Raw genomic sequence first — 20,258 nt, 5'->3', positions numbered from 1 at the left:
TACCGAAACCTAAACCTATTCATATTCACTCATTTATTTATTATACATCGCTGATGTTATTAAATTTTCATTCCTAACCTTACTTTCAATAAAGCTAGCCCGATCCTCTGTGCGGCTGTAGATTCCCGAGGCTGCTTGCAATTCCCAAACATTATGTTGAGAGTTAAAAGTCCAAATTTCAGCAGAGGCGACATCGAGATTTCGCACCATTGCCTCGCAGCAGGGAAGCAGGATATCTTGAGGGTGTTTGGTGAGGGCAATACCGACATCGGCTACCATTGCTGTGAGGCGAGCAGCTTGGGCTTTTTCTGCTTCCAACCGTTTGCGATCTGTGATGTCTTCCACCAAAGAAAGTACGGTAAAAGTGTCGCCGCTGCGAATAATTGAGTTGAACCAGCGACACCAAATTACCTGTCCGCTTTTAGTATAGTTGCGGTTAATTGAAGTATTGCCGTTGCCGGTGGCTAGTTCGAGTTCGATCGCGCTTACAGCCTCTCTATCTTCCTCGCAAACCAAATCCAAATCGCCGAACTGCTTGCCCAGCATATCATCGGATGTCCAGCCAAAAAGTTCTTGGGCGCGTTTCGACCACTGAACGATCCGAAAATCTTCATCCCAGCCCACCATTGCCAGGGGACTGTTAGCTGCATTCAACAACAGTAAATGGTTCGATCGGCGTAACTGTTGAGTTTTCTGCTGCTGCCAGCGGTAGTGCCTGGTGATATCTCTACCGACGCCCAAAACCCGCATCTGCTTGCTAGAGGCATCCAGCGCTGGCGTATAAGCAGTTTCGTAAATTTTAATCCCGCCGTCTGCCGCCGTCACCTCATGAATTGCCAGCCGTTTTTCCCCGGTTATAAATACTTGTTGCAGGCAAGAATCAATCTGCGAGATTATATTTTTGACAGCAGCATTATTGGGATATAATTTTAATAATTCCTGATTAGTTTTGTTGAGTATTTCAGCAGGCTCCAATCCCATCCAAGCAGCAGCGACAGGATTTATCGATAGGTACTTTTGCTGTCGATCGCACTCTAGGAAAGCATCAACAGAGTTAGAGAAAAAAGACTGAAACGAGTTGATAACTTCCTGCATGGGTATTTTTTCATGAGAAAAGCTTAGTATTATGAAAACCTCGTGTCTTTAGACTCATATCTTGCACCATTTTCAATAAGCTTTTATGGGCGGGCAGGATGCCCAACCCCTACTCCCCACAAGAAATTAACTGTTTGTGGAACAGGCCGGAAAGCCTGTTAAGCGAGAATGGTGCAAGATGTGAGTAGACCGATCGAGGTAGCACGCATCAGGCAGTTTTAACCGCCTTGAATATTGATTATTCCTACACAGGGCTACTTGGTCACTTGGTACTTTTAGGATCTACTTTCAACGGAACAATTACCGTTTCAAATATTTCACCCGCGATCGCATAGCAGCTTGGGCTTACACCCATATTTTTGATAACGTCATCAGTTAAGACGATAGCTGGTCAACTCTCTCTTTTGATTAGGGCATAAAGCCCCATCTCTTCAGAGCGGGGTGCGGACTTGCAAGTTAAGCTCTAAAATTTTCCTAAAGTTAGTTTAACCCAATCAAATCTTTTTGGGCACTGTACTGCTGCGTTTCCCGGTGCAATTTTTGGCGCTGTTCCCTATAATACAAAAATTTTAAAGAAATAGTATTTTTGGGAATATAGCTTAATTACAGCAGATGCTCTTTTTTTAAACCAGACCCAGCGGATAAAAAAGCGAGATGGAGAGACGGGGAGACGAGGAGGTGGGCAGAGGTTCTCATCCACAACCTGCTAGAAAAATGCTTAAGAAAGGCCGGAAAGCTTACCGATTCCCAATTCCCAATTCCCAATTCGGTAATCTGAAAGCGGTTTGGCAGTACAGCAAAGAACGCAAGCCGTGCAAAGCCATGTAACATAAAGATTGCGATATTTTTAATATGTAATATGGAACTATTAGATACCTTGATTGTGGGTGCGGGTATTAGCGGTTTGAGTTTGGCGCACGCACTTGACAAGGAAGCAACGAGTGCATCCCCGCGGGCGATTTTAGTCGCTGAGAGTCAGGGACGTGTGGGCGGGAACATCACCACTGTGACAGCCGAAGGGTTTCTCTGGGAGGAGGGCCCGAACAGTTTTTCGCCTACGCCGGAATTGATGAAGTTGGCTGTGGATGTGGGATTGAAGCAAGAGTTGATTTTTGCCGATCGCAAATTGCCTCGTTTTGTGTATTGGCAAGGGAAGCTGCAACCGGTGCCGATGACTCCACCGGCGATGATTCAGTCTCAGTTGCTGAGTTTTCCGGGGAAATTGCGGGCATTGTTCGGGGCTTTGGGGTTTGTCGGGCCGGCAATGGGCGATCGACTTTCGCAGCAGGGTGACGAGGAAACTGTTTCTCAATTTTTCCGCCGTCATCTCGGTACGGAAGTGATGCAGCGGTTGGTGGAACCTTTTGTTTCTGGGGTTTATGCGGGAGATCCGCAACAACTTAGCGCGGCGGCGGCTTTTGGGCGGGTAACGAAGATGGCTGATGTGGGTGGCGGGCTGGTGGCGGGGGCGCTGCTTTCTGCTAGGAAAAGACCGAAGAAAATGCCCGCAGACCCGAATGTTCCGTCTACGAGGCCGGGGGAGTTGGGTTCGTTTAAACAGGGGTTGAAGGCTCTGCCAGAGGCGATCGCTGCTCAATTGGGCGATCGACTGAAACTCAACTGGCACATGACTCGCCTCCAGCGTACAGAACGCGAAACTTACATTGCTGTATTCTCGACGCCCGACGGACAGCAGGAAGTTGAGGCGCGCACCGTGGTTTTGACAACGCCGGCTTACGTTACAGCCGATTTGTTGCAGCCTCTGCAACCGCAAGTTAGCAGCGCTTTACAAGCTTTTACTTATCCTACAGTTGCCTGCGTTGTGTTAGCATATCCGCAGTCTGATGTCAAGGGTAAATTAGTAGGTTTTGGAAATTTAATTCCGAGGGGGCAGGGAATTCGCACTCTGGGGACGATTTGGACATCGAGTTTATTTGCCGATCGCGCGCCTGCAGGGTGGCAAACTCTCAGCAGTTACATCGGCGGGGCTACTGATTCGGAAATTGGCAATCTCGACTCAGAACAAATCGTTCGGGAGGTGCACCGAGATTTGTCTCGGATTTTGCTGAAACCAGATGTGCCACAGCCAAAAGTTTTAGCGGTGAATGTGTGGAAGCGGGCCATTCCTCAGTACAACTTGGGTCATTTCGATCGCCTGCAACAAATCGATGAGGGCTTAAAATCTTTGCCGGGGGTGTATTTGTGCAGCAACTACGTTGGCGGAGTGGCTTTGGGAGATTGCGTGCGAAGGGGTTTTGAGCGTGCACAAGAAGTGGGCGAGTATTTGCAGAACAAACAATCAGATGCTCGATCGATCTGAATGATTGTGTGGGGAGGGCGGGTTTACAAATATCGAGTATGTTAATCCGAGATATTGGTGAACCCGCCCCTAGAGCCGAATGGCGAATGCTACTAGGTTGTTGGCTCAAACTTGTAACCCACCCCCCGGACGGTTTGAATCATCGGCATTTGATTGGGATCTAGTTCAATTTTGCGGCGAATTTGACCGATATGGACATCCACCACGCGATCGGCTCCTACATACTCGTAGTCCCACACTTCATGCAGCAATTCCGATCGCCTCCACACGCGACCGGGTTTGCTGGCCAAACAGTACAGCAGGTCGAATTCTAAAGCAGTCAAAGCAAGTATCTGACTGCCGAGAATTACCTCGCGGCGAACCGGATCTATTAGTAGCTCTCCAAAAGTAAGAGTTTGTTGTTCGGCGGGAGTAACAATGCGTTTGCGCTTCAAAATTGCTGCAACGCGAGCTCCAATCTCTACAAGACTAAAAGGTTTAGTAATGTAGTCGTCAGCACCTTCGGCAAACCCTTTCATTTTGTCAGCTTCATCGGTTCGGGCAGTCAGCATCAACACAAACACGCCCGTGCGTCTTTGCATTTCTTGACATAGTTTGTAGCCAGTTGTATCAGGTAAATTTACATCTAGAACTACTAAGTCAGGATTGAGTTGCTCAAATAATTCCAGACCAGTCTCACCGTCCTCGCCAGACTCAACTTGATAACCTTGCTGGCTCAAAAAACGGTGAATTAAATTTCGGATTGCCGGGTCGTCATCAACCACAAGGATTTTTACAGGGGCCATGACCACAAGTTTGCTTGAAGAATTAGGCAAGAATATTCAGCCATAATAATAGAAAACTGGATACAAATCTCGAAAAAATTGAGCTTTTAATAGTTATAGCCCTATTTATAACCTACGCAAAATTTCAGGCAATAAATCTCCAGGAACTTTGGATAAGGCTAAATTTTGGCCGGGCAGCCCACATTCACTATAGAAAGCTCTAATCGTTTTGACAATATAGCTCAATGCTGTTTGCCTGGAATCAGCAGCTTGGGAGTTTGCCGGGGCTTGCAGGTTGAGTTTATCCCCATATATTAACCCTTTGTCATTGAGATGTTGTCCCCATTCGGCACACACTTGCAACTGGTGGTGCAGTGCTGCTTCTAGATGGCTTGTCTGTGCGACTTTATTAGCGGCGAAATCTGGGTCGGTGGCTAGTTGATAGTGGGCTAGTCCGAGATTGTTGCGGGCGGCCAAGGCGTCAAAGGTGAGTTGGGTTCGATCAATCTCTCCGGCGATATCCAAGGCGGCTTCGTAGGCGGTAATCGCCTGCTGCAATGATTCCGTCCGCGCCTGTTTATGCTGAAAGTGGTTCGCCAAATGCCAATAAGCGGTACCGAGATTGTTGTAGCTGGCTGCTGCTGCTGCGGGTACTAATTCTCGGGTGCGGTATTTCAATGCTTCGCGGTAGGCGGAAATCGCCCTGACTAGCAGGGGTTCTGAGGGTTCGTGCTGGGCGAGGTTCCAGCAGGCGGTACCGAGGTTGTTTTGCACTCCGGCATAGTTGAGGGGTTCTCGTTCGGGACTGTAGCAGGAGAGGGCTTGGGTGTAAGCTGCGATCGCGCTTTTGAGATATACGATCGGCTCACCATCTTGGGCTAAATTCCAGTATGCTGTCGCCAAATTATTCTGAGCAGCAGCGTACTGCTGAGGCTCCACGGCGGGGTCTAGATCCAGCAGCGCTTGTTGGTAAGCTGCAACTGCGTGCTGCAAGTTCTCTGTCTTGTCTCGATAGCGGGCTAAATCGGCCGAAGCGATGCCCAAATTTTTGTTTAATCTAACGCGGGTTTGGGGTACGGTTTCGCCATCTGTTCGGTTCAAACCTTCAAGGTAGAGGGCGATGCTGCGTTCAAGGCTGGATACTGGATCTGAGGCGTTATGCTGCGTGCGATCGCGCGATAGCATCCAATAGAGAGTGCCGAGATCGTTAAGCAGATCGGAAATTGGCGGTAGGCTGTTGGACTCCTGGGGGTACTGAGTTAAATTTTGTGTCAATTGGGCAATCAGCCGCGCGCATTCCTCAGTTAGTGGTTGATTTTGCTGCGAGTTGGTATCAACTTCGAGATACGCAATCACTTGTTCGATCGCGCGAATGGCGATTGTCAAGTTTTGCTCTGAAACGTCTCCGCCCAGAATGCGATCGCGGTAGTAATTCCCCAAACTTTGATAAGCCAAAGCCAAAGCTTCGCAAGAACACTGATGTTCTTGCAGCAGTTCGATGTATTGCAGAGTTTGCAGCGGCAGAAAATTGTCCTCCGATGCGGCATCATTTTCTGCTTCCAACTCCTCAGAGGCTGCAGCTAGCACCAAATCTGCCAGTTGGACGGATTTAGAATCTGGCCCTGGGGACGGGGGATAGGAAATTGGGGATTGTTCGTCGGGAATTCGGGATTGTCCAGACAAAGAAGATATTAAAAGTTGGTTGCCAAAGTCTCCGCTGTCCCGTAAGTTTCGCAAGTCTCCTGAGTGCCCGAAGTCATCAAAGTGCCCGAAGTCTCCCTTAGCTGGAGTTGGTTCGCCTTCAAACTCAAATACTCCGGTTCGCCAGTGCCAAAATTCCGGGGCCGATTGCTCGATCGAACTTAGCCAGGGCCGCGACACCCACAGCAACAGAGTAGACTCGCACATTTGCAGGTTTGCTTCGATGTCTCTCAAATAGCTCAGGAACGACCACTGCACGGCTGCTGACTGCCTGGTGAGGTGTTCTGCCCCAAGAATTTGAAATCCTGGCAAACGGCTGTAGCTGCCCCTGTTTTGCGGCGGTGGGTGGTGGGTCAGCCATGCGGCGATCGAACCCCAAGGATTTGGATCGCTCAAGTCGAGTTCCAAACTGACAAATCGGGGGTAGTTGATCGGGGAGCGAGGATCTGAGCCTGCGCTCTCTGCAGCTAATTCTGCGTGCAAGCGGGCTGCCAGACAGTCCCGCAGGCACAAGTCGTCGCAGGCGGCAATAAAAATTTGACGGCGTAAATTGAGGTCGATCGCCTGTTTCAAGCGTTGATAGATCAGCTTGTTTGAGCTAGAAACTTTTTGGGAAGGAATAGACATCAGGATCAGCCGATTTTAGATTTTAGATTTTAGGTTTTAGGTTTTAGATTTTGGATTGTAGATTTTAGATTGTAGAGTTGAGAGTTGAAATCTCGATCGCTCATAACTCACAACTAAGCCCCGAAGGCAGTCAATCGCACCGGTGATGACTAAAGGATTGTAGATTTTCAATTGGCAATTTTATGTGGGTGACGAACCCGTGTTAGTATTTGCAACCCAAGTCCCTGAACCCGACAGCCAAGAGGAAAACACCAAATTTCTGCTGGTCTTATTTAGCTTTCCAGCTCGCTTGGCACGCTTCAGGACTGTCGCAACTACCTGCTTTGTATTGAAACACAAAAACCATGTTTCCATTGGTGGGAAAACATGGTTTCTTGAAGGATTATTTTAAATTGCGATTTGAAGCAGCTTTGAGTCTCAAGCCAGTTTTCAGGCTAAAGTCGCCACATAAACCAAACCGGCCACCAACAGGGCTGCTACAATACCGCCGATGATGTAGTTCCGTTGTTGGTTCTTGTTGGGATATTCGGCGCCGTACACCTTCGGCTCTTTAGCAAAGTTGTTCAGGCGTCCATCGTCATCTTTGATGTAAGGCATCAGTCACAATCCTTAATATTTTTGATGTTTACAACTGTACCAAAAAAGCGCCCAGGAAAATTCAGGAATTTATTTTGAGGTGACAGTGCCTGTTTGGGGGGAAGAGGCGATCGCGTAATCTTTGATCGGCATTCTGCCTGCTAAGTACGCCATCCGCCCAGCTTCTGCTGCCATTCCCATTGCTTTTGCCATTGCCGGGGAATTTTGGGCATTGGCGATCGCGGAATTAATCAAAAGTGCATCGGCTCCCATTTCCATTGCTCGCGCCGCTTCGCTGGGCGTTCCGATCCCCGCATCGACTACTACAGGAACATTCACCGTGTCAATAATTATTTGAATGTTGGCGGCATTGTTGATCCCTTGCCCTGAACCGATGGGAGAACCTAAAGGCATGACTGTCGCACAACCGACTTCTTCGAGGCGTTTTGCCAGCAAGGGATCGGCATTGATGTAAGGCAAAACGGCAAAACCTTCTTTGACTAATTGTGTTGCGGCTTCCAAAGTGCCGATCGGATCTGGCAGCAAATATTTAGCATCGGGAATCACTTCTAATTTGACAAAATTGTTGTCTTCTTGCCCTAAAAGTTTCGCCATTTCCCGGCCCAAACGAGCTACTCTAATCGCCTCATCCGCAGTTTGACAACCGGCAGTATTTGGCAGCATCCAAATTTTAGTCCAATCAAGAGCCTCTGCCAATCCTTCATGGCCAGGAGCATTTGTTTGCACTCGCCGCACCGCTACGGTAACAATTTCGCACCTGCTAGCGTTGACGCTTTGCTGCATTTCTGCCATGCTGCGATATTTTCCCGTCCCCGTCATCAAGCGAGAATGAAAAGTTTTGCCGGCAATAATTAGAGGTTTGTCTAAAGGTGGCGTTGCTGTATCTACAGGATAGCCAAAAATACTGTACTCAAGAGCTTCTTCCCACTGTGTTCTGCCGCCCATCATCTCTTCAAGCTTCCAACCTTCTTCATTTGTCAGCTCATCGCGCGTAACTGCATATAAAATTTGCCCAATTGTAATTAATTTAGCATCTCGCGTCATATTATTTTTCAAGCCGACTTGTATAACTTCTTCAAACTCATTAAAAACGTCTTCCATTTTCCCATTCCTCCCTAGTTATTTGTTGTACTTCTTCGCTGTTGAATACTAATATAATAGTCTGAATCAGTTGTCTTTCGTCCCAATAAAAAGCTTTTCTGATGCCGTCGTTTATCTTCCAAAACTCATAACTCTCTCGGTTGATGTGAAAAATAACGGCTGCTGCACCTTAATTTTTTGCCCTGCTAATTCCTTCTTGAACTCGATATCTGATGTTTTTAGTAGATTTTGTCAACTCCTTAAATTCGCAAATCTCACCGTCAATCTCAGCATCTGGCGTTCTCACACCCTCTGCTGCTTGCTCGCTCAACATTCTAACTCTCTTCCCTATTTTAGCCAAAACTTCAGCCAGAAAGATTTCCGAATTATTAAGATTGTGTTGTTGGTGAATTAGCACAAATCCGCCAGCTAGCTCGTCAAAATAATGCCGCCGATATTCTGGTTCTGCATTTTCGTAGATGGCTCTGCTTTGCTGGATGTATTCTGGATTCACCGTTATTGTACTCTTATTGAACTGCGAGCTAGTAGAGTTAAATCTATGAAAGCAACTGTCGAGCAACTGGCCGAAATTGGGATATTTGCCAGCTTAAACCGAACTGATTTAGAGCAATTGCAAGAACATACAGCAATTCGGACTTACCGACAGGGAGAAGTTGTGATGTATGAGGGCGATCGCCTCCCCGAAAAATTATACACTCTTTTGAGCGGTTCTCTGCGGGTTGCAAAAACAGCGGCGGCGGGCAAAGAAACAATTCTCCGCACTTTATTTCAAGGAGATATGTTTGCCGCACCTGCTTTGCTAGGCAACGGCATTGCCCCGGCAACGGTGACGGCAGAAACTGATGTGCAAGTTCTTACCACAGAACGGGAATTTTTGCTAGCAGCTATTCGGGAAAATCCCGAGATTGCTTTGCGAATATTGGCGGTGTTTAATCAGCGGTTGCAGCAACTGCACGAGACTGTACACGGGTTGGTGTCGGAAAGGGCGATCGTCCGGCTGGCCCGATTTATTCATTACTTTGCCGTCGAGCAAGGTACGAAGATTGCGGATAATAGTGTATGTTTAGAAAAACGTTTTCCCTACTATCAAATTGCTCGCAGTATTGGGATTACCTACGAAGAATGCGTGCGGTTGTTTAAGAAACTTAAGCCGTTTGTATCCTACAGTCGAGGCGGAAAAATTACTGTGTTGGATTGGGGAAAATTGGAGGATATCGCCTCTGGAGATGAAATTGATTAAAGCCTTCTTGAAGATAGGACGTACAGTTGAAACCGCGCCTATAAAAATCTAGGAAAATAAGACGGCGGTTGAAACCGCTTCTATAAAAACAAAGTCTGCCTCCGCAGACTGAAGATTATATAATTTTAACCGATCGTTCTTCAACCTGCGGAGGCAGGTTTTGTTTGTGTAGCCGCGAATTCCATTCGCCCGGTCTTGTTCTCACAAATTCCATTCGCCCGGTCTTATTCTTACTCCGAAAATGTCAAAACAAACGCCAGATTTTCTTCAGCTTTCAAAGCGTGGGGCGCTCGTGCGGGCATGAATACAAATACTCCCGGTTCCAAGACAATATCCTTACCTTCCAGAGTCAAAACTCCTTTTCCTTCCACTACATTTATTGTGGCATTCCGCGCTGAATGGTGTTCTGAAATGTCCGAACCTGCTGCCAAACAAAGCAAAGTATGCTGACAATTATTGTCTTTGACTAAAATTTTAGTCAGCACTCCGGTGGCGGGATATTCGATTGTGTCTCTCAGTTGGATTGATGAAGATTGTAGCGGTAAAATGGTAGCAGTCATAACTTTTTACTTTGTTAAGATTGTTTTTGAGCACAGATGATGATATAGCCTAAATCCTCTTGGTACTTCTGGAAAACTCGACGCATTGCTAAGATACGATCGCGAATTTGCGATCGGCTTAAAACATTCCACACAATCCGCGCAGTACCCACAAAGCCTTCGTCATTAAGCATTCGCCGCAAGTTGAGGAGCCCCATCGCCCCACTTTGACACTTTTCTACTTGCAAACCCGCATTTTGACAAACAGCAATCCAGCCAGACTCAGACAAAGGGGTTGAATTGACGCGAATCACTTCTGATAAAGCTTTGTGAATTTCAGCTTCTCGGTTTTTAACTAAAAGTTCGTGAGAGAGAAACTTGCCACCTGGTTTTAAACGATCGCAAATTCCCGATACAATTTTAGCTTTCCCCGACGGCGACTGCATTGTCAGGATAGCTTCAGCCAACACCCAATCAAACTGTTGGGAAATCCGATCCAAGTGAAAAATATCTCCTTCCACAATTTCTACTCGATCGCTCAAACCCGCTGCTGCAACGTTAGCACGGGCGCGGGCTACACTGTCGGGATTTTTCTCAACACCCACTACTTTTACCCCAAAACGTTCAACAAGGGCGATCGAACTATATCCAAAACTAGCAGCCAACTCCAAAACAGTCTCGCCAGGTTGAAAATCCGCCCACTCAAATAACTGTTCCGTAGCAAGCTTCCCCCCCGGCCTCAGCATTGTCTTACCAGCGGCTGCTAGGACTTCATGGCCCGGCGCAGTCTTAAAATTGAGAGTAGTATTGGTCATAGATTTGACCTCCTATTTAACCTTACTCTCAGTTTGCCAAATTCTCCCAAATCTTTCTATGATCTAGCTCATATTCAAATTATCGTAGGCTGACGCACCCTACAATATCAGGAATTATCTCATGTCCGCCCTCAACAATTCGGACTGTTTTTGATTGCCAACAATGCTTTCAATCCATCCCTAAACAGCCGTCATCGTTTTAAGTAGAACTGATTGCTGTTAAGCTAATCCGCATTTAAATTGCATGGTAAAATAAATTTTCACTCTTGTAGGGTGGGCATCCTGCCCGCCCTCAACAATTTAAATGCACAACAGCTTACCGATCCAAATGCTAACCCTCGGATTGGCAACATCAGAGGCGCAATGATCATTGCACCGATAATTACGGCTGCACTGTTGGCAAGCAGTCCAAAGGTGGCAATTATACAGGAGCCGAGAATTAAGACAAGATAGTTAATATCTAGGGTTGATTCTTCCAACAAGTCAACTCCTATGCGCTTTAAATGCTATCGATGAATCCTGCTCCTGGTGAAACATTTAAGACTGTCTCGAATATTGTTGAGCAAAATAATCTCCTTAAGTCGGGGGCTTGTATTCGTATGCAGGTTCGGTGAGTCTATTTTAGATTTTAGATTTTAGATTTTAAATTAGACCTCTTGCAAAAATAACTAGGACGGGCAAGATGCCCGTTCCACAAAAAACATTTTTTCTTGTGGAACAGGCATCTTGCCTGTTACAAAATTTGATTAAAATGAATTTTGCAAGAGGTCTAATTACTCCACAAATTTTAGATTTTAGATTTACTCCACTGATGAATCTGGGAGCTTGAACAAAAGTCTAAAATTTGGGGCTGCTCACGAGAGGAGTCGCGGGTTTGTATCCGTCGGCAGGTGCGAGCCAAAGAATCAAAATCCCAGCCAGCCAGTTTTCGAGGATGTCCCGGAACTCTAAAGCAATTGTCGCGCCATTAATACCCAGCAGTTGCATCAAATCCCCTGCCTTGAATGACGGGATGGCGATGAATAACCCGATCGGCAATAATTGATTTATAATCAAGATATCTACTCCACCCCAATAATACCGAATCATGCTCGCAGAAGCAAACGCGACACTTTGGCCTAGTCTAATTACTGTTTCAGCATTAATTCTCTACTTCGTTGTTACCATCAACGTCGGCAGAGCTAGATTCAAATACAAAGTTTCTCCCCCCCAGATGACAGGAAACCCAGACTTTGAGCGAGTGGTGCGAGTTCAGCAAAATACCTTAGAGCAAATGATTCTATTTTTGCCCTCGCTCTGGCTATTCTCGCAATTTATTAGCCCGATTTGGGGCGCTGGTATCGGCGCAGTTTGGATAGTTGGACGCATTTTGTTTGCTTGGGGTTACTATCAAGCTGCTGAAAAAAGAGCGGCAGGATTTGGCATTAGTACCTTAGCTACTTTAGCTTTGCTTGGTGGTTCCTTAACTGGCATAATTATGTCGCTGCTGAAGGTTTGATCGTAGCTTGCGATCGACATAATTGTTTTTCTACTCGTTTCCAGGCTCTGCCTGGGAACCAGTTAAATGTAATAAATCTTAGGAGTAAATATGTCAGAAACCAACAAACCCGTATTTGAAATTAACCCGAAACTTTTTCAGCAGCTTGTCGAGTGGCAAGAAAAACTTGAACGAGAAGATGAATTAGCAAGCGAGTTAGAAGACGAGAAACCAACTGAGGTAAAAACTCCTCCCGACAGTGATGAACAGCATTCTCAAACAGATAATTCCTAGCTGGTGGCTAGCAGCATCTTTGGGATTTCCGGCTGCTGTCTCGGCTCAATCGCTGACACCTAGCCAAATTCAGCAAGTCAATAGCGGTTTGTTTCGTTCCAACTCTCAAGATTTCTTTCTGCAAGCAAATCGCCAACTGGAAAGAGAAATCGCAATTTTGTTGCAAAAAGATGTCGCTTCCCCAGGCAATATTCTGGAGATTGATGAAAAATTGCTCTCTCAGATTTGTAGGCAAGAATTTAAAATATCGTCGTCGCATTCTGATACAATAAGTGCGGCTCAGATTGCTGATTTTCAGACCAAACTAAAAGACATTTGCAGACACAATTAAAATGAAAGTGAGGTCAATATTCAAAGTTTAGTGCTAATGGATAAAGAGGCAATGGCAAAGTTAAAAACAGCCATGCTGGAAGCGGAAACCGCTGCTCATTTGGCGGCAATCATTATTGATTACACTCATGAGGAAATGATGCTAGTTTTTTATGAGCTAGAATGGGAACAACAGGCTAGAATTAAGGATATTTGGAAGACTGTTAGTTAAAGTAGATTGTCCCAAATCAGAGGTTTTAGTTTTTAACCGCAGATGTAAGCCGATAGACGCAGATGCACGCAGATTTAATTTTGTTCGTGTTCGCTGTGTATAACAATCTTATTTTGTACACAGCGAACAATGAGATATCTAAACTAGGGATTCGAGGCATAGTTGGCGGAAATGATCGCCCCGTTGCTCGAAGTTTTGGTATTGATCGAAGCTAGCACAGGCTGGGGAAAGCAACACTACTTTAGCGTTGTTCTGTTTGCCTAATTCTGCTGCTCGCGGGATTGCTCGTTCCATTGTTTCGACTATTTCCCAAGCGTTGTAATTTGCTTGTTCGAGCCGATCGCCAAAAATACCTGCCGCATCTCCAATTAGCAACACCGCAGCAGCTTTCGCCTTAATTGTATCAATCCATGCGCGATCGTCCCCTTCTTTGGGATCGCCGCCCGCAATCAAAATCGCCGGCGCGCTTACAGAAGCCAACCCGACTTGCGCCGCATCGTAATTAGTCGCTTTGCTGTCGTTGATAAAATCTATACCTTCCCAAGTGCAGATGTGTTCGAGACGGTGCGACACTCCGGGGAATTTATCGATCGCCCGGGCGATCGCACTTTTATCTATCCCCGCCAAATTAGCCGCCGCCACCGCCATTAACAAATTCTGCAAATTGTGTTCGCCCACCATCCGCAAAGACTCAGCAGGCAGAATTTTCTCGTTTTGAGCGATTACCCAACCGTCTTTAATGTACGCTCCAAAAGTGCGATCGCCCAACAAATCTTTTTCACCTTTGACACTCGTCCAACACGCATCCGGCCACATGTCAAGTCCTTGCTGTCGCAAACAAGGATCGTCGCCGTTGATTACTTGCAATTCAGACTTTTTCAGCAAATGCGCTTTAATGTTGTAGTAATTTTCCAAAGTTTTGTGGCGGCTGAGGTGATCCGGCGTCAAAGTCGTCAAAACTCCGATTCTCGGCGCTACACACGGCGATGATTCTATCTGATAGCTGCTAATTTCTGCGATTACCCAATCCGGCTGTTTTTCTGCTAAAGCTAATTCACACGCAGCATAGCCAATATTGCCGCAAGCGGGAGCGTAAAGCCCTGCTTCTGCAAAAATAGCAGCAATTAAAGCAGTAGTGGTAGTTTTGCCGTTAGTGCCGGTAATCCCCACCCAAGGAGATTTGAGATAACGCCACGCGAGAGCCATTTCTCCTATTGTTTCAATGCCTAACTCTCGGGCGCGCACTAATGCTGGACTGTCCCAGGGAACGCCCGGACTTACTACTATTAATTCTATAGATTCGACTGGTTCCAAAGATTGACCTAACTCAACTTTAATTCCTTCGTTAGCGAGTTGCTGTTGCTGTTCGAGCAAATTTGGGGAAGATGAGCGATCGCTCAGCGTTACTTCCCATCCTTCGCGTTTTAGCAGTCTGGCGGCGGCATTCCCTGACTTTCCTAGTCCAATGATATGAGCGATCGGCATAAGTTGTGTGTGTGATGGAGCGAATTTCCCTGGTTTTATAAGTTTATATCGGTTACGGTTTTTTTTGGATGATTTAACCGCAGAGGGCACAGAGGGCGCAGAGGAGGAGAAGAGAGAAGATAGAAATGAATAATTCCGATACCAATGGATTTGATATTACATCAAAACCTTTGGCGGCAATCTAAAATCTAAAATCTAAAATCGATTGACGATCGCCCCAAAGTCAGCCAATACCCGCGCGTGATTCCGCAGCAAACCCAGTAAATTCAACCGATTGCGCTTAATTTCCGGGTCAGAATCCATCACTAAAACACTTTCAGGGCCGTCAAAAAAGCTGCTCACAGCCGGAGCAATTTCAGTCAAACTATCTACCAACTGCTGGTAATTCCGAGTTTGTTTGGATAGCAGCGTTTGCGGCACTAACTGCACGACTGCATCATAGAAAGCTTGTTCAGACGACTTTTGAAATAACTCTGGTTTCACCGCCGTTTTTGGTTCCAATTCAACTTTATCCAAATCACCTTGAGCCGCCAAACGAGTTGAACGGTTGACTGTTTCGTAAATCAGATCCAAAGTCTGGTTATTGCGGATTTGTTGTAGGAAAAGTGCTCTTTCCAGCGCATCCAACAAATCTCTCAATGCTCGTTCAGTATATTCTGGGTCGTTTTCTCCCAAAACTGCATTTACCAAATCGTAATCTACATTTTTTTCTTCTTGCAACAAAGTCCGAATTCTTTGTAAGAAAAACTCGTATAACTGCGATAGCAACTCAGCAGGTGTTTCTGGGCGCGCTGCGGTAAATTCGGCGACAACTTCGGCGAGTAACTTGTGCAAGTTGACAGGCAACTGAGCCGCCCAAATAATGTTAGTTATTGCATTGGCTGCGCGGCGCAAAGCGAAGGGATCGGATGAACCAGTTGGCAACATTCCCAAACCGAAGATGCTGACTAATGTATCTAATTTGTCGGCTATTGCGACAACTTGACCTGTGATAGTTTGCGGCAAATTGTCGCCCGCGCCTTTGGGCAAATAATGTTCAAAAATCGCTGTGGCTACTTCTTCCGATTCGCCACTTGCTAAGGCGTATTTCTGCCCCATGATTCCTTGCATTTCAGGCAGTTCGTAAACCATTTGGGTTACGAGGTCGGCTTTGCAAAGTAAGGCTGCTCTTGCTATGTAAGCTTGTTCTTCGCCTGTGATTTGCAGTTGATTGGTGATGAGGCTGGCAATCTTGCACAGCCGATCGACCTTTGCGCGCACTGTCCCCAACTCTTCCTGGAAAGTAACTTTTTCCAACTTCGGTAAATAATCCTCTAGAGGCTTTACCAAGTCTGCTTTGTAGAAAAACTGACCGTCTGCCAATCTTGCCCGCACTACTCGCTCGTTACCGGCGGCAATAATCGCGGCTTTAGCGGGATCGCCGTTGGAAATTGTAATGAAATAGGGCAGAAGTTCGGGATAATCTGGGCTTTTGAGGATGGGAAAATACCGCTGGTTTGTAACAATAATTGTGGTGATTACTTCCGGCGGCAATATCAAAAATTCCTCGTCAAATTTGCCGACAACTGCGTTAGGCCATTCTACTAAGTCGGTGACTTCTTCTAACAAATCTTCGGTAATGTCGGCGTAACCGGCTTGTTTTGTCGCTGCGGCTTCTACTTGTGCTTTAATTTGATTTTTGCGCTGGGTTCGATCGACCTCCACGCAAGCAGCCCGCAGACACTCGACATAATCTTCGGCTTGCGGAATCGAGACCCCCCCCGTTTCCCCCTTGCCAAGGGGTGTAGAGGGGGTGTATAACACCCGGTGTCCTTGGGAAATTCGATCGCTCTTGACCGTATCCGAACCGCTCACTAATGTAATTGGCAGTACAGTATCATCCAACAGTGCCACTAGCGATCGAATCGGGCGCGGAAACTTCAAATCTCCGTCGGCCCACCGCATAAATCTTTTGCCTTCTAACTTATTAATCCACTGCGGCACAAGTTCTGTCAAAATATCCGCACTCATCCGCCCCGGAATCTTTTTCAGCACAAACACAAAATCGCCTTTATCGGTAGCGCGAACTTCCAAAGCATCAATTTCTACGCCCTGCTTTTTCGCAAAACCTTCGGCTGCTTTCGTCGGTTTGCCATCTTTAAAAGCCGAACTCGCGGGTGGCCCTTTTACCTCTTCTTCCCTATCTAATTGCTGAACTGGCAGCCCTTTCACGAGAACGGCCAAACGCCTTGGAGTAGCGTATACATTAATAGAGTCATTTGTCAAGGATTCTTCTGCCAACGTTGCAGGTACAAGTCGCTGCCACTGCTGGGCGCTGCCTGAGACAAAAGAGGCGGGCAATTCTTCTGTACCGAGTTCTAATAAAAAGTTAGGCATATCGCACCGTAATGGAATTTTGTTTAGGGTAATTTAAGGTAATTTATCCGATCGCGCGATCGCGAAGCTTGCAGAAGAGGATCGTATATCTGAAAAATACTCAAAAATCCAGGATACCACGTAAAATCGGGGGTGAAAGACAATATTCTCGACAGCCCATGACCTTGGCGGAAAGACTAGGACAAGATTGGAAGTCTCGACTGGAAAAAGATTGCCCGGACGAAAATTCTAGCACTCGCGAGAGTGTTGTCCGGTGGCTGTTGGGAGACAAGCCCGAAAGATTTGACACTCTTAGCCCAACTCAATTGTCTGTCGCCTCTGGGGCGATCGACTTTTTATATCGAATTTTACAGCAGCGGTATCTGGGAGTACCGCCAGAAAAAGCTTACCGCAACTTGATCGGGCGGCTCGGCGGTTTAGTTGTGCTCCGACAAAAAATCCAAGCGTGGGTTTCCCTGAGTCGCGACAGACAGCGGAGTGCGGTGGAGGTACTGCAAGAAGTGATTCAGGAAATGCTGAATTCCGATCGCTACCTGCAGCAGCAAGTTGCCTGGATTGCCGAATGTACCTCAGACAGACGCCTGCGAAATGCTTTGCTGCTAGCGAGCACAGAAGAATATTGCTTGCGGCCGATCCGCAACCAGCCGCTGCTGGTGTACCGTTTTGTCAACTATTTGCGGCGTGCCCAGCGGGGCGGGTTGACGCAAGTGCCTGCGGGAGACTGGGTGCGGCTGGTGTCGGAACAGGTTCTACCCGACGATACAGACGAACCGCTCAGCCTGCTAGATGAACAGGCAATGTCCGAGTATCGAGAAAATCAAGCTTGGGAAGAGCAGCAAACTCAGCGGCAGATTGTCCAACAAGAATTTGAGAATTACTTGACCGCTGAAGTCGATCCGCTGGCTTCCCGGTGGCTGCAGCTTTACCTGCAAGGTCGTTCCCAAGAGGCAATTGCTGAGGATTTGAAGGTTCCGATCAAGCAAATTTACCGCTTGCGAGAAAAAGTCAGTTACCACGCGATTCGGGTTTTTGCGGTCAAACAAGCACCGGAATTAGTCGCCAACTGGCTGGAAACTTCGCTCAAAGAACACAGTTTGGGCTTGACTCCGGCTCAGTGGCAGCAATATTTACAAAACCTCACACCTGTTCAGCGGCAGTTGGTAGAATCGCTGAAAGCAGGGAAAAGTGTAGAGACGATCGCATCTGAATTAAAGCTGAAAACCAATCAAGTCATCGGCGAGTGGAGCAAACTCTATTTAGCAGCTCAATCGCTCCGCAACGAGTAGATTGGTAATGGGTGGCGGGCAATTGCTAATTGTTAATTGGCGGTAGCATTTTTCAGAATCCGCGCTACAAATCAATTCCCTCACAGCCACAGATTACTGCGAGTTTCCCCGTGGAAAACCGCGCGATGCCCCTTGTATCAAATCAGGTTAGATCGATCGGCATATCGTTGCGCTGCCGTGACGATCGCGCTCGGAGACGATCACAGCCCACTCTCTGAGGTAAGATACTAGCAGCACGATCGACTTTTGAGGATTTTTTAACCAATCCTAAATTCAGCGGTTGCCTGTAAATCATCGGTTGTGGTGCATCTCTAATACTTGTGCATTAAAGACATAATTCTATTGTTGCCAGCCACGGGCATCAATCTCGGGCGATCGATGATAGTGGGTCTAGCCTGCGCTAGTCATCATCTAGTTCTCAATCTTTTGGTAGAATTTGAGGCTGCAATACAGAAGGGAGAAAATTCTGAGACTAAGGATTTTTCTTTAATAAAAGCTTCCGGTTGCGAGACCAATTCCTCCGTAGCAGGAAGTTGCAGCGTTTAATTTTATCGCATCAGGTTGGTGCGTCGCGCTCGATCGCGCTTCCAACTACAAAGCAGCTAATGGTACATACATCTTCAACAGACTCGGCAGCTACAATGGACTCTGATCGAATATTTCACCTAATCGATACAGTTGTCCCCTTTGAAGCTTGCCTTTACTATCAAGTTTTGCCTTTATCTCTAGAAGGTAATCTGTTTAAATTGGGCGTAGTCGATGCCCAAGATGACTCCGCCTTGGACTACGTGCAGCGGATTTTAGCTTACATGAATTGCTCAGTCACAACAGAGCCAATTGCCTCGGAAACTCAGCGCTCGATGCTCTCAGCTTACTTGCTGCACGGGAGCCAGATCCGAGAACCCAGCCAGACAGAAACCGCCACAGCCCCAACACCCAAAAATCCCGCATCAGCAACTTCAGGCCCCAATGCAGCAACGCTGCTGTCTGTGCCAGAACCCTCGATGCCCGATCCTGAGCGGTTTAAACCTGCTAGCGCCGAGGTTCCCCCGACACCGACACAGCTATCGGTTTTGAATGTCGAGGCCTTGCACTTGTCAAGCCGAGTGGAAGTTTTGGCAACTTTGCCCGCACCCCAACTGCTGCAAGAATTGCTCGGTAGAGTGCTGCGAGAGGGTATCGGCCGCCTGTTTTTTGAGCGGCATCAGTCCCAAGGTCGCATTCTTTGGAGTCAAGATGGCGTTTTGAAATCCATGCTCGAAGGTATCGATATCGTCCTTTTCCAAGAGGTCATCGACGAGTTGAAGCGGCTGACAGATATGCCTGTTTCCCCGGTGGAACAGCCCAAACAAGTCGAAGTTGAGCGCATATATCAAAACACTCATTTGCTGTTGCGCTTGCGGGTAATGACGGTGGGTGGCAAGGAAGAAGCCACCCTGCAAGTTTTGCGGGGGGCAGCTTTGAGGTTTTACCAGCAGCAGCAGTTGTCTAATTTGAGTCGGGACGCACTGCGGCTGGCCGAAGAATTGCAGCGGAAAGTGAATCAAATTCGCGATCGAACTCGGCTTTCTCCTGTGCCTTTAGAGGGGTTGCCCGCTTTGGAACAGGTGATTAGAAATGTTGACGACCAAATTGAAGCTTTGCTGCACGAACACAATCCCGATCAGTCCTAATTAGCAATAGATGACTGTTTTCGCGATCGGACTCGCTGACCTCACAAACCCGATTTCTGCCTATATTTCTCCTTTATTTATTAGTCCGCGTAGACGAAAGTTTGTGCAGTAGGCATTTAATATCCAATCTGTTAGCATTGGAATTATTCAGATCTCTATTCTCGACAAGCGCGTGAATCTGCGTGAATCCATTGTCATCTGCGCTTGCTGAAATTCTCTTTTTTTAACCGCAGATACAGGCAGATCAACACCATTTGTGACAAGTTAAGAAAAAGTGCAAATTGTCAAGGGGGTAGACTTGCAAGAGGTAAAATAGGATGAAACCTT

The 20,258-nt window shown here is 46.9% G+C and carries 20 protein-coding genes; 9 read left to right on the top strand and 11 right to left on the bottom strand.

Going from position 1 to position 20,258, the window contains the following annotated elements; all coding sequences use genetic code 11:
• Nucleotides 1–33 precede the first annotated feature (33 nt).
• A complete protein-coding gene (locus QUA58_RS27470) occupies nucleotides 34–1,095 on the bottom strand; it encodes a PAS domain S-box protein (protein WP_333397230.1) in 1,062 nt (353 codons plus the stop codon).
• Nucleotides 1,096–1,954: 859 nt separating this feature from the next.
• Here QUA58_RS27470 and hemG point away from each other — a divergent pair.
• Complete coding sequence (hemG, locus tag QUA58_RS27465) at nucleotides 1,955–3,415, top strand: protoporphyrinogen oxidase (RefSeq protein ID WP_333397227.1); 1,461 nt, start codon at nucleotides 1,955–1,957, stop codon at nucleotides 3,413–3,415.
• A gap of 92 nt (nucleotides 3,416–3,507) precedes the next feature.
• On the opposite strand, the gene QUA58_RS27460 is transcribed toward hemG, so the two are convergent.
• Both QUA58_RS27460 and QUA58_RS27455 read right to left on the bottom strand, forming a co-directional pair.
• Nucleotides 3,508–4,200 carry a response regulator transcription factor gene (locus tag QUA58_RS27460; protein ID WP_333251550.1) on the bottom strand — a complete coding sequence of 231 codons (693 nt, stop codon included), beginning with the start codon at nucleotides 4,198–4,200 and terminating at the stop codon, nucleotides 3,508–3,510.
• A gap of 105 nt (nucleotides 4,201–4,305) precedes the next feature.
• A complete protein-coding gene (locus QUA58_RS27455; RefSeq protein ID WP_333251547.1) occupies nucleotides 4,306–6,507 on the bottom strand; it encodes a tetratricopeptide repeat protein in 2,202 nt (733 codons plus the stop codon).
• 184 nt (nucleotides 6,508–6,691) lie between these two features.
• Here QUA58_RS27455 and QUA58_RS27450 point away from each other — a divergent pair, with 184 nt between their 5' ends.
• On the top strand, nucleotides 6,692–6,898 hold the full coding sequence (locus QUA58_RS27450; RefSeq protein ID WP_333251545.1) for a hypothetical protein: 207 nt from the start codon (nucleotides 6,692–6,694) through the stop codon (nucleotides 6,896–6,898).
• 38 nt (nucleotides 6,899–6,936) lie between these two features.
• Here QUA58_RS27450 and psb34 read toward each other — a convergent pair whose 3' ends face one another.
• The 3 genes from psb34 to QUA58_RS27435 all read right to left on the bottom strand — a co-directional run bounded on the left by psb34 (nucleotide 6,937) and on the right by QUA58_RS27435 (nucleotide 8,698).
• A complete protein-coding gene (psb34, locus tag QUA58_RS27445; RefSeq protein WP_333251542.1) occupies nucleotides 6,937–7,104 on the bottom strand; it encodes a photosystem II assembly protein Psb34 in 168 nt (55 codons plus the stop codon).
• A 69-nt stretch (nucleotides 7,105–7,173) separates the two neighbouring features.
• Nucleotides 7,174–8,205, bottom strand: a complete 1,032-nt coding sequence (locus tag QUA58_RS27440) for a thiazole synthase (RefSeq protein WP_333251540.1) — start codon at nucleotides 8,203–8,205, stop codon at nucleotides 7,174–7,176.
• Between the two features lie 169 nt (nucleotides 8,206–8,374).
• Nucleotides 8,375–8,698: a hypothetical protein gene (locus tag QUA58_RS27435; RefSeq protein ID WP_333397225.1), complete on the bottom strand. Its 324-nt coding sequence runs from the start codon at nucleotides 8,696–8,698 to the stop codon at nucleotides 8,375–8,377.
• A gap of 45 nt (nucleotides 8,699–8,743) precedes the next feature.
• On the opposite strand from QUA58_RS27435, the gene QUA58_RS27430 reads away from it, so the two are divergent.
• Complete coding sequence (locus QUA58_RS27430) at nucleotides 8,744–9,445, top strand: Crp/Fnr family transcriptional regulator (RefSeq protein WP_333251534.1); 702 nt, start codon at nucleotides 8,744–8,746, stop codon at nucleotides 9,443–9,445.
• Nucleotides 9,446–9,675: 230 nt separating this feature from the next.
• On the opposite strand, the gene QUA58_RS27425 is transcribed toward QUA58_RS27430, so the two are convergent.
• The 3 genes from QUA58_RS27425 to QUA58_RS27415 form a co-directional block, all read right to left on the bottom strand.
• Nucleotides 9,676–10,005 (bottom strand): cupin domain-containing protein, encoded by a 330-nt coding sequence (locus QUA58_RS27425; RefSeq protein WP_333397222.1) that lies wholly within the window; start codon nucleotides 10,003–10,005, stop codon nucleotides 9,676–9,678.
• 14 nt (nucleotides 10,006–10,019) lie between these two features.
• On the bottom strand, nucleotides 10,020–10,799 hold the full coding sequence (locus QUA58_RS27420; RefSeq protein ID WP_333397220.1) for a class I SAM-dependent methyltransferase: 780 nt from the start codon (nucleotides 10,797–10,799) through the stop codon (nucleotides 10,020–10,022).
• 837 nt (nucleotides 10,800–11,636) lie between these two features.
• A complete protein-coding gene (locus tag QUA58_RS27415; protein ID WP_333397218.1) occupies nucleotides 11,637–11,855 on the bottom strand; it encodes a hypothetical protein in 219 nt (72 codons plus the stop codon).
• Nucleotides 11,856–11,886: 31 nt separating this feature from the next.
• Here QUA58_RS27415 and QUA58_RS27410 point away from each other — a divergent pair, with 31 nt between their 5' ends.
• The 4 genes from QUA58_RS27410 (at nucleotide 11,887) to QUA58_RS27395 (ending at nucleotide 13,111) form a co-directional block, all read left to right on the top strand.
• On the top strand, nucleotides 11,887–12,297 hold the full coding sequence (locus tag QUA58_RS27410) for an MAPEG family protein (protein ID WP_333046867.1): 411 nt from the start codon (nucleotides 11,887–11,889) through the stop codon (nucleotides 12,295–12,297).
• 90 nt (nucleotides 12,298–12,387) lie between these two features.
• Nucleotides 12,388–12,570 carry a hypothetical protein gene (locus QUA58_RS27405; protein ID WP_333251521.1) on the top strand — a complete coding sequence of 61 codons (183 nt, stop codon included), beginning with the start codon at nucleotides 12,388–12,390 and terminating at the stop codon, nucleotides 12,568–12,570.
• Nucleotides 12,539–12,901, top strand: a complete 363-nt coding sequence (locus QUA58_RS27400) for a hypothetical protein (RefSeq protein ID WP_333397216.1) — start codon at nucleotides 12,539–12,541, stop codon at nucleotides 12,899–12,901. The genes QUA58_RS27405 and QUA58_RS27400 overlap by 32 nt, the downstream gene beginning before the upstream one ends.
• A 51-nt stretch (nucleotides 12,902–12,952) precedes the next feature.
• Complete coding sequence (locus QUA58_RS27395) at nucleotides 12,953–13,111, top strand: hypothetical protein (protein WP_333251517.1); 159 nt, start codon at nucleotides 12,953–12,955, stop codon at nucleotides 13,109–13,111.
• A 138-nt stretch (nucleotides 13,112–13,249) separates the two neighbouring features.
• Here QUA58_RS27395 and murD read toward each other — a convergent pair whose 3' ends face one another.
• A complete protein-coding gene (gene murD / locus QUA58_RS27390) occupies nucleotides 13,250–14,596 on the bottom strand; it encodes a UDP-N-acetylmuramoyl-L-alanine--D-glutamate ligase (protein WP_333397214.1) in 1,347 nt (448 codons plus the stop codon).
• 195 nt (nucleotides 14,597–14,791) lie between these two features.
• Nucleotides 14,792–16,972, bottom strand: a complete 2,181-nt coding sequence (glyS, locus tag QUA58_RS27385; RefSeq protein ID WP_333397212.1) for a glycine--tRNA ligase subunit beta — start codon at nucleotides 16,970–16,972, stop codon at nucleotides 14,792–14,794.
• A 158-nt stretch (nucleotides 16,973–17,130) separates the two neighbouring features.
• On the opposite strand from glyS, the gene QUA58_RS27380 reads away from it, so the two are divergent.
• Nucleotides 17,131–18,258 (top strand): HetZ-related protein 2, encoded by a 1,128-nt coding sequence (locus QUA58_RS27380; RefSeq protein ID WP_333251510.1) that lies wholly within the window; start codon nucleotides 17,131–17,133, stop codon nucleotides 18,256–18,258.
• A gap of 641 nt (nucleotides 18,259–18,899) precedes the next feature.
• Nucleotides 18,900–19,931, top strand: coding sequence for a hypothetical protein (locus QUA58_RS27375; RefSeq protein ID WP_333397209.1), 1,032 nt, complete (start codon nucleotides 18,900–18,902; stop codon nucleotides 19,929–19,931).
• The last annotated feature ends 327 nt before the right edge of the window (nucleotides 19,932–20,258 follow it).

This window comes from Microcoleus sp. N9_A1, assembly GCF_036701795.1.
GTDB lineage: Bacteria > Cyanobacteriota > Cyanobacteriia > Cyanobacteriales > Microcoleaceae > Microcoleus.
The sequence above is the reverse complement of the archived record's forward strand: the minus strand, read 5'-3'. Positions and strand labels throughout refer to the sequence as shown.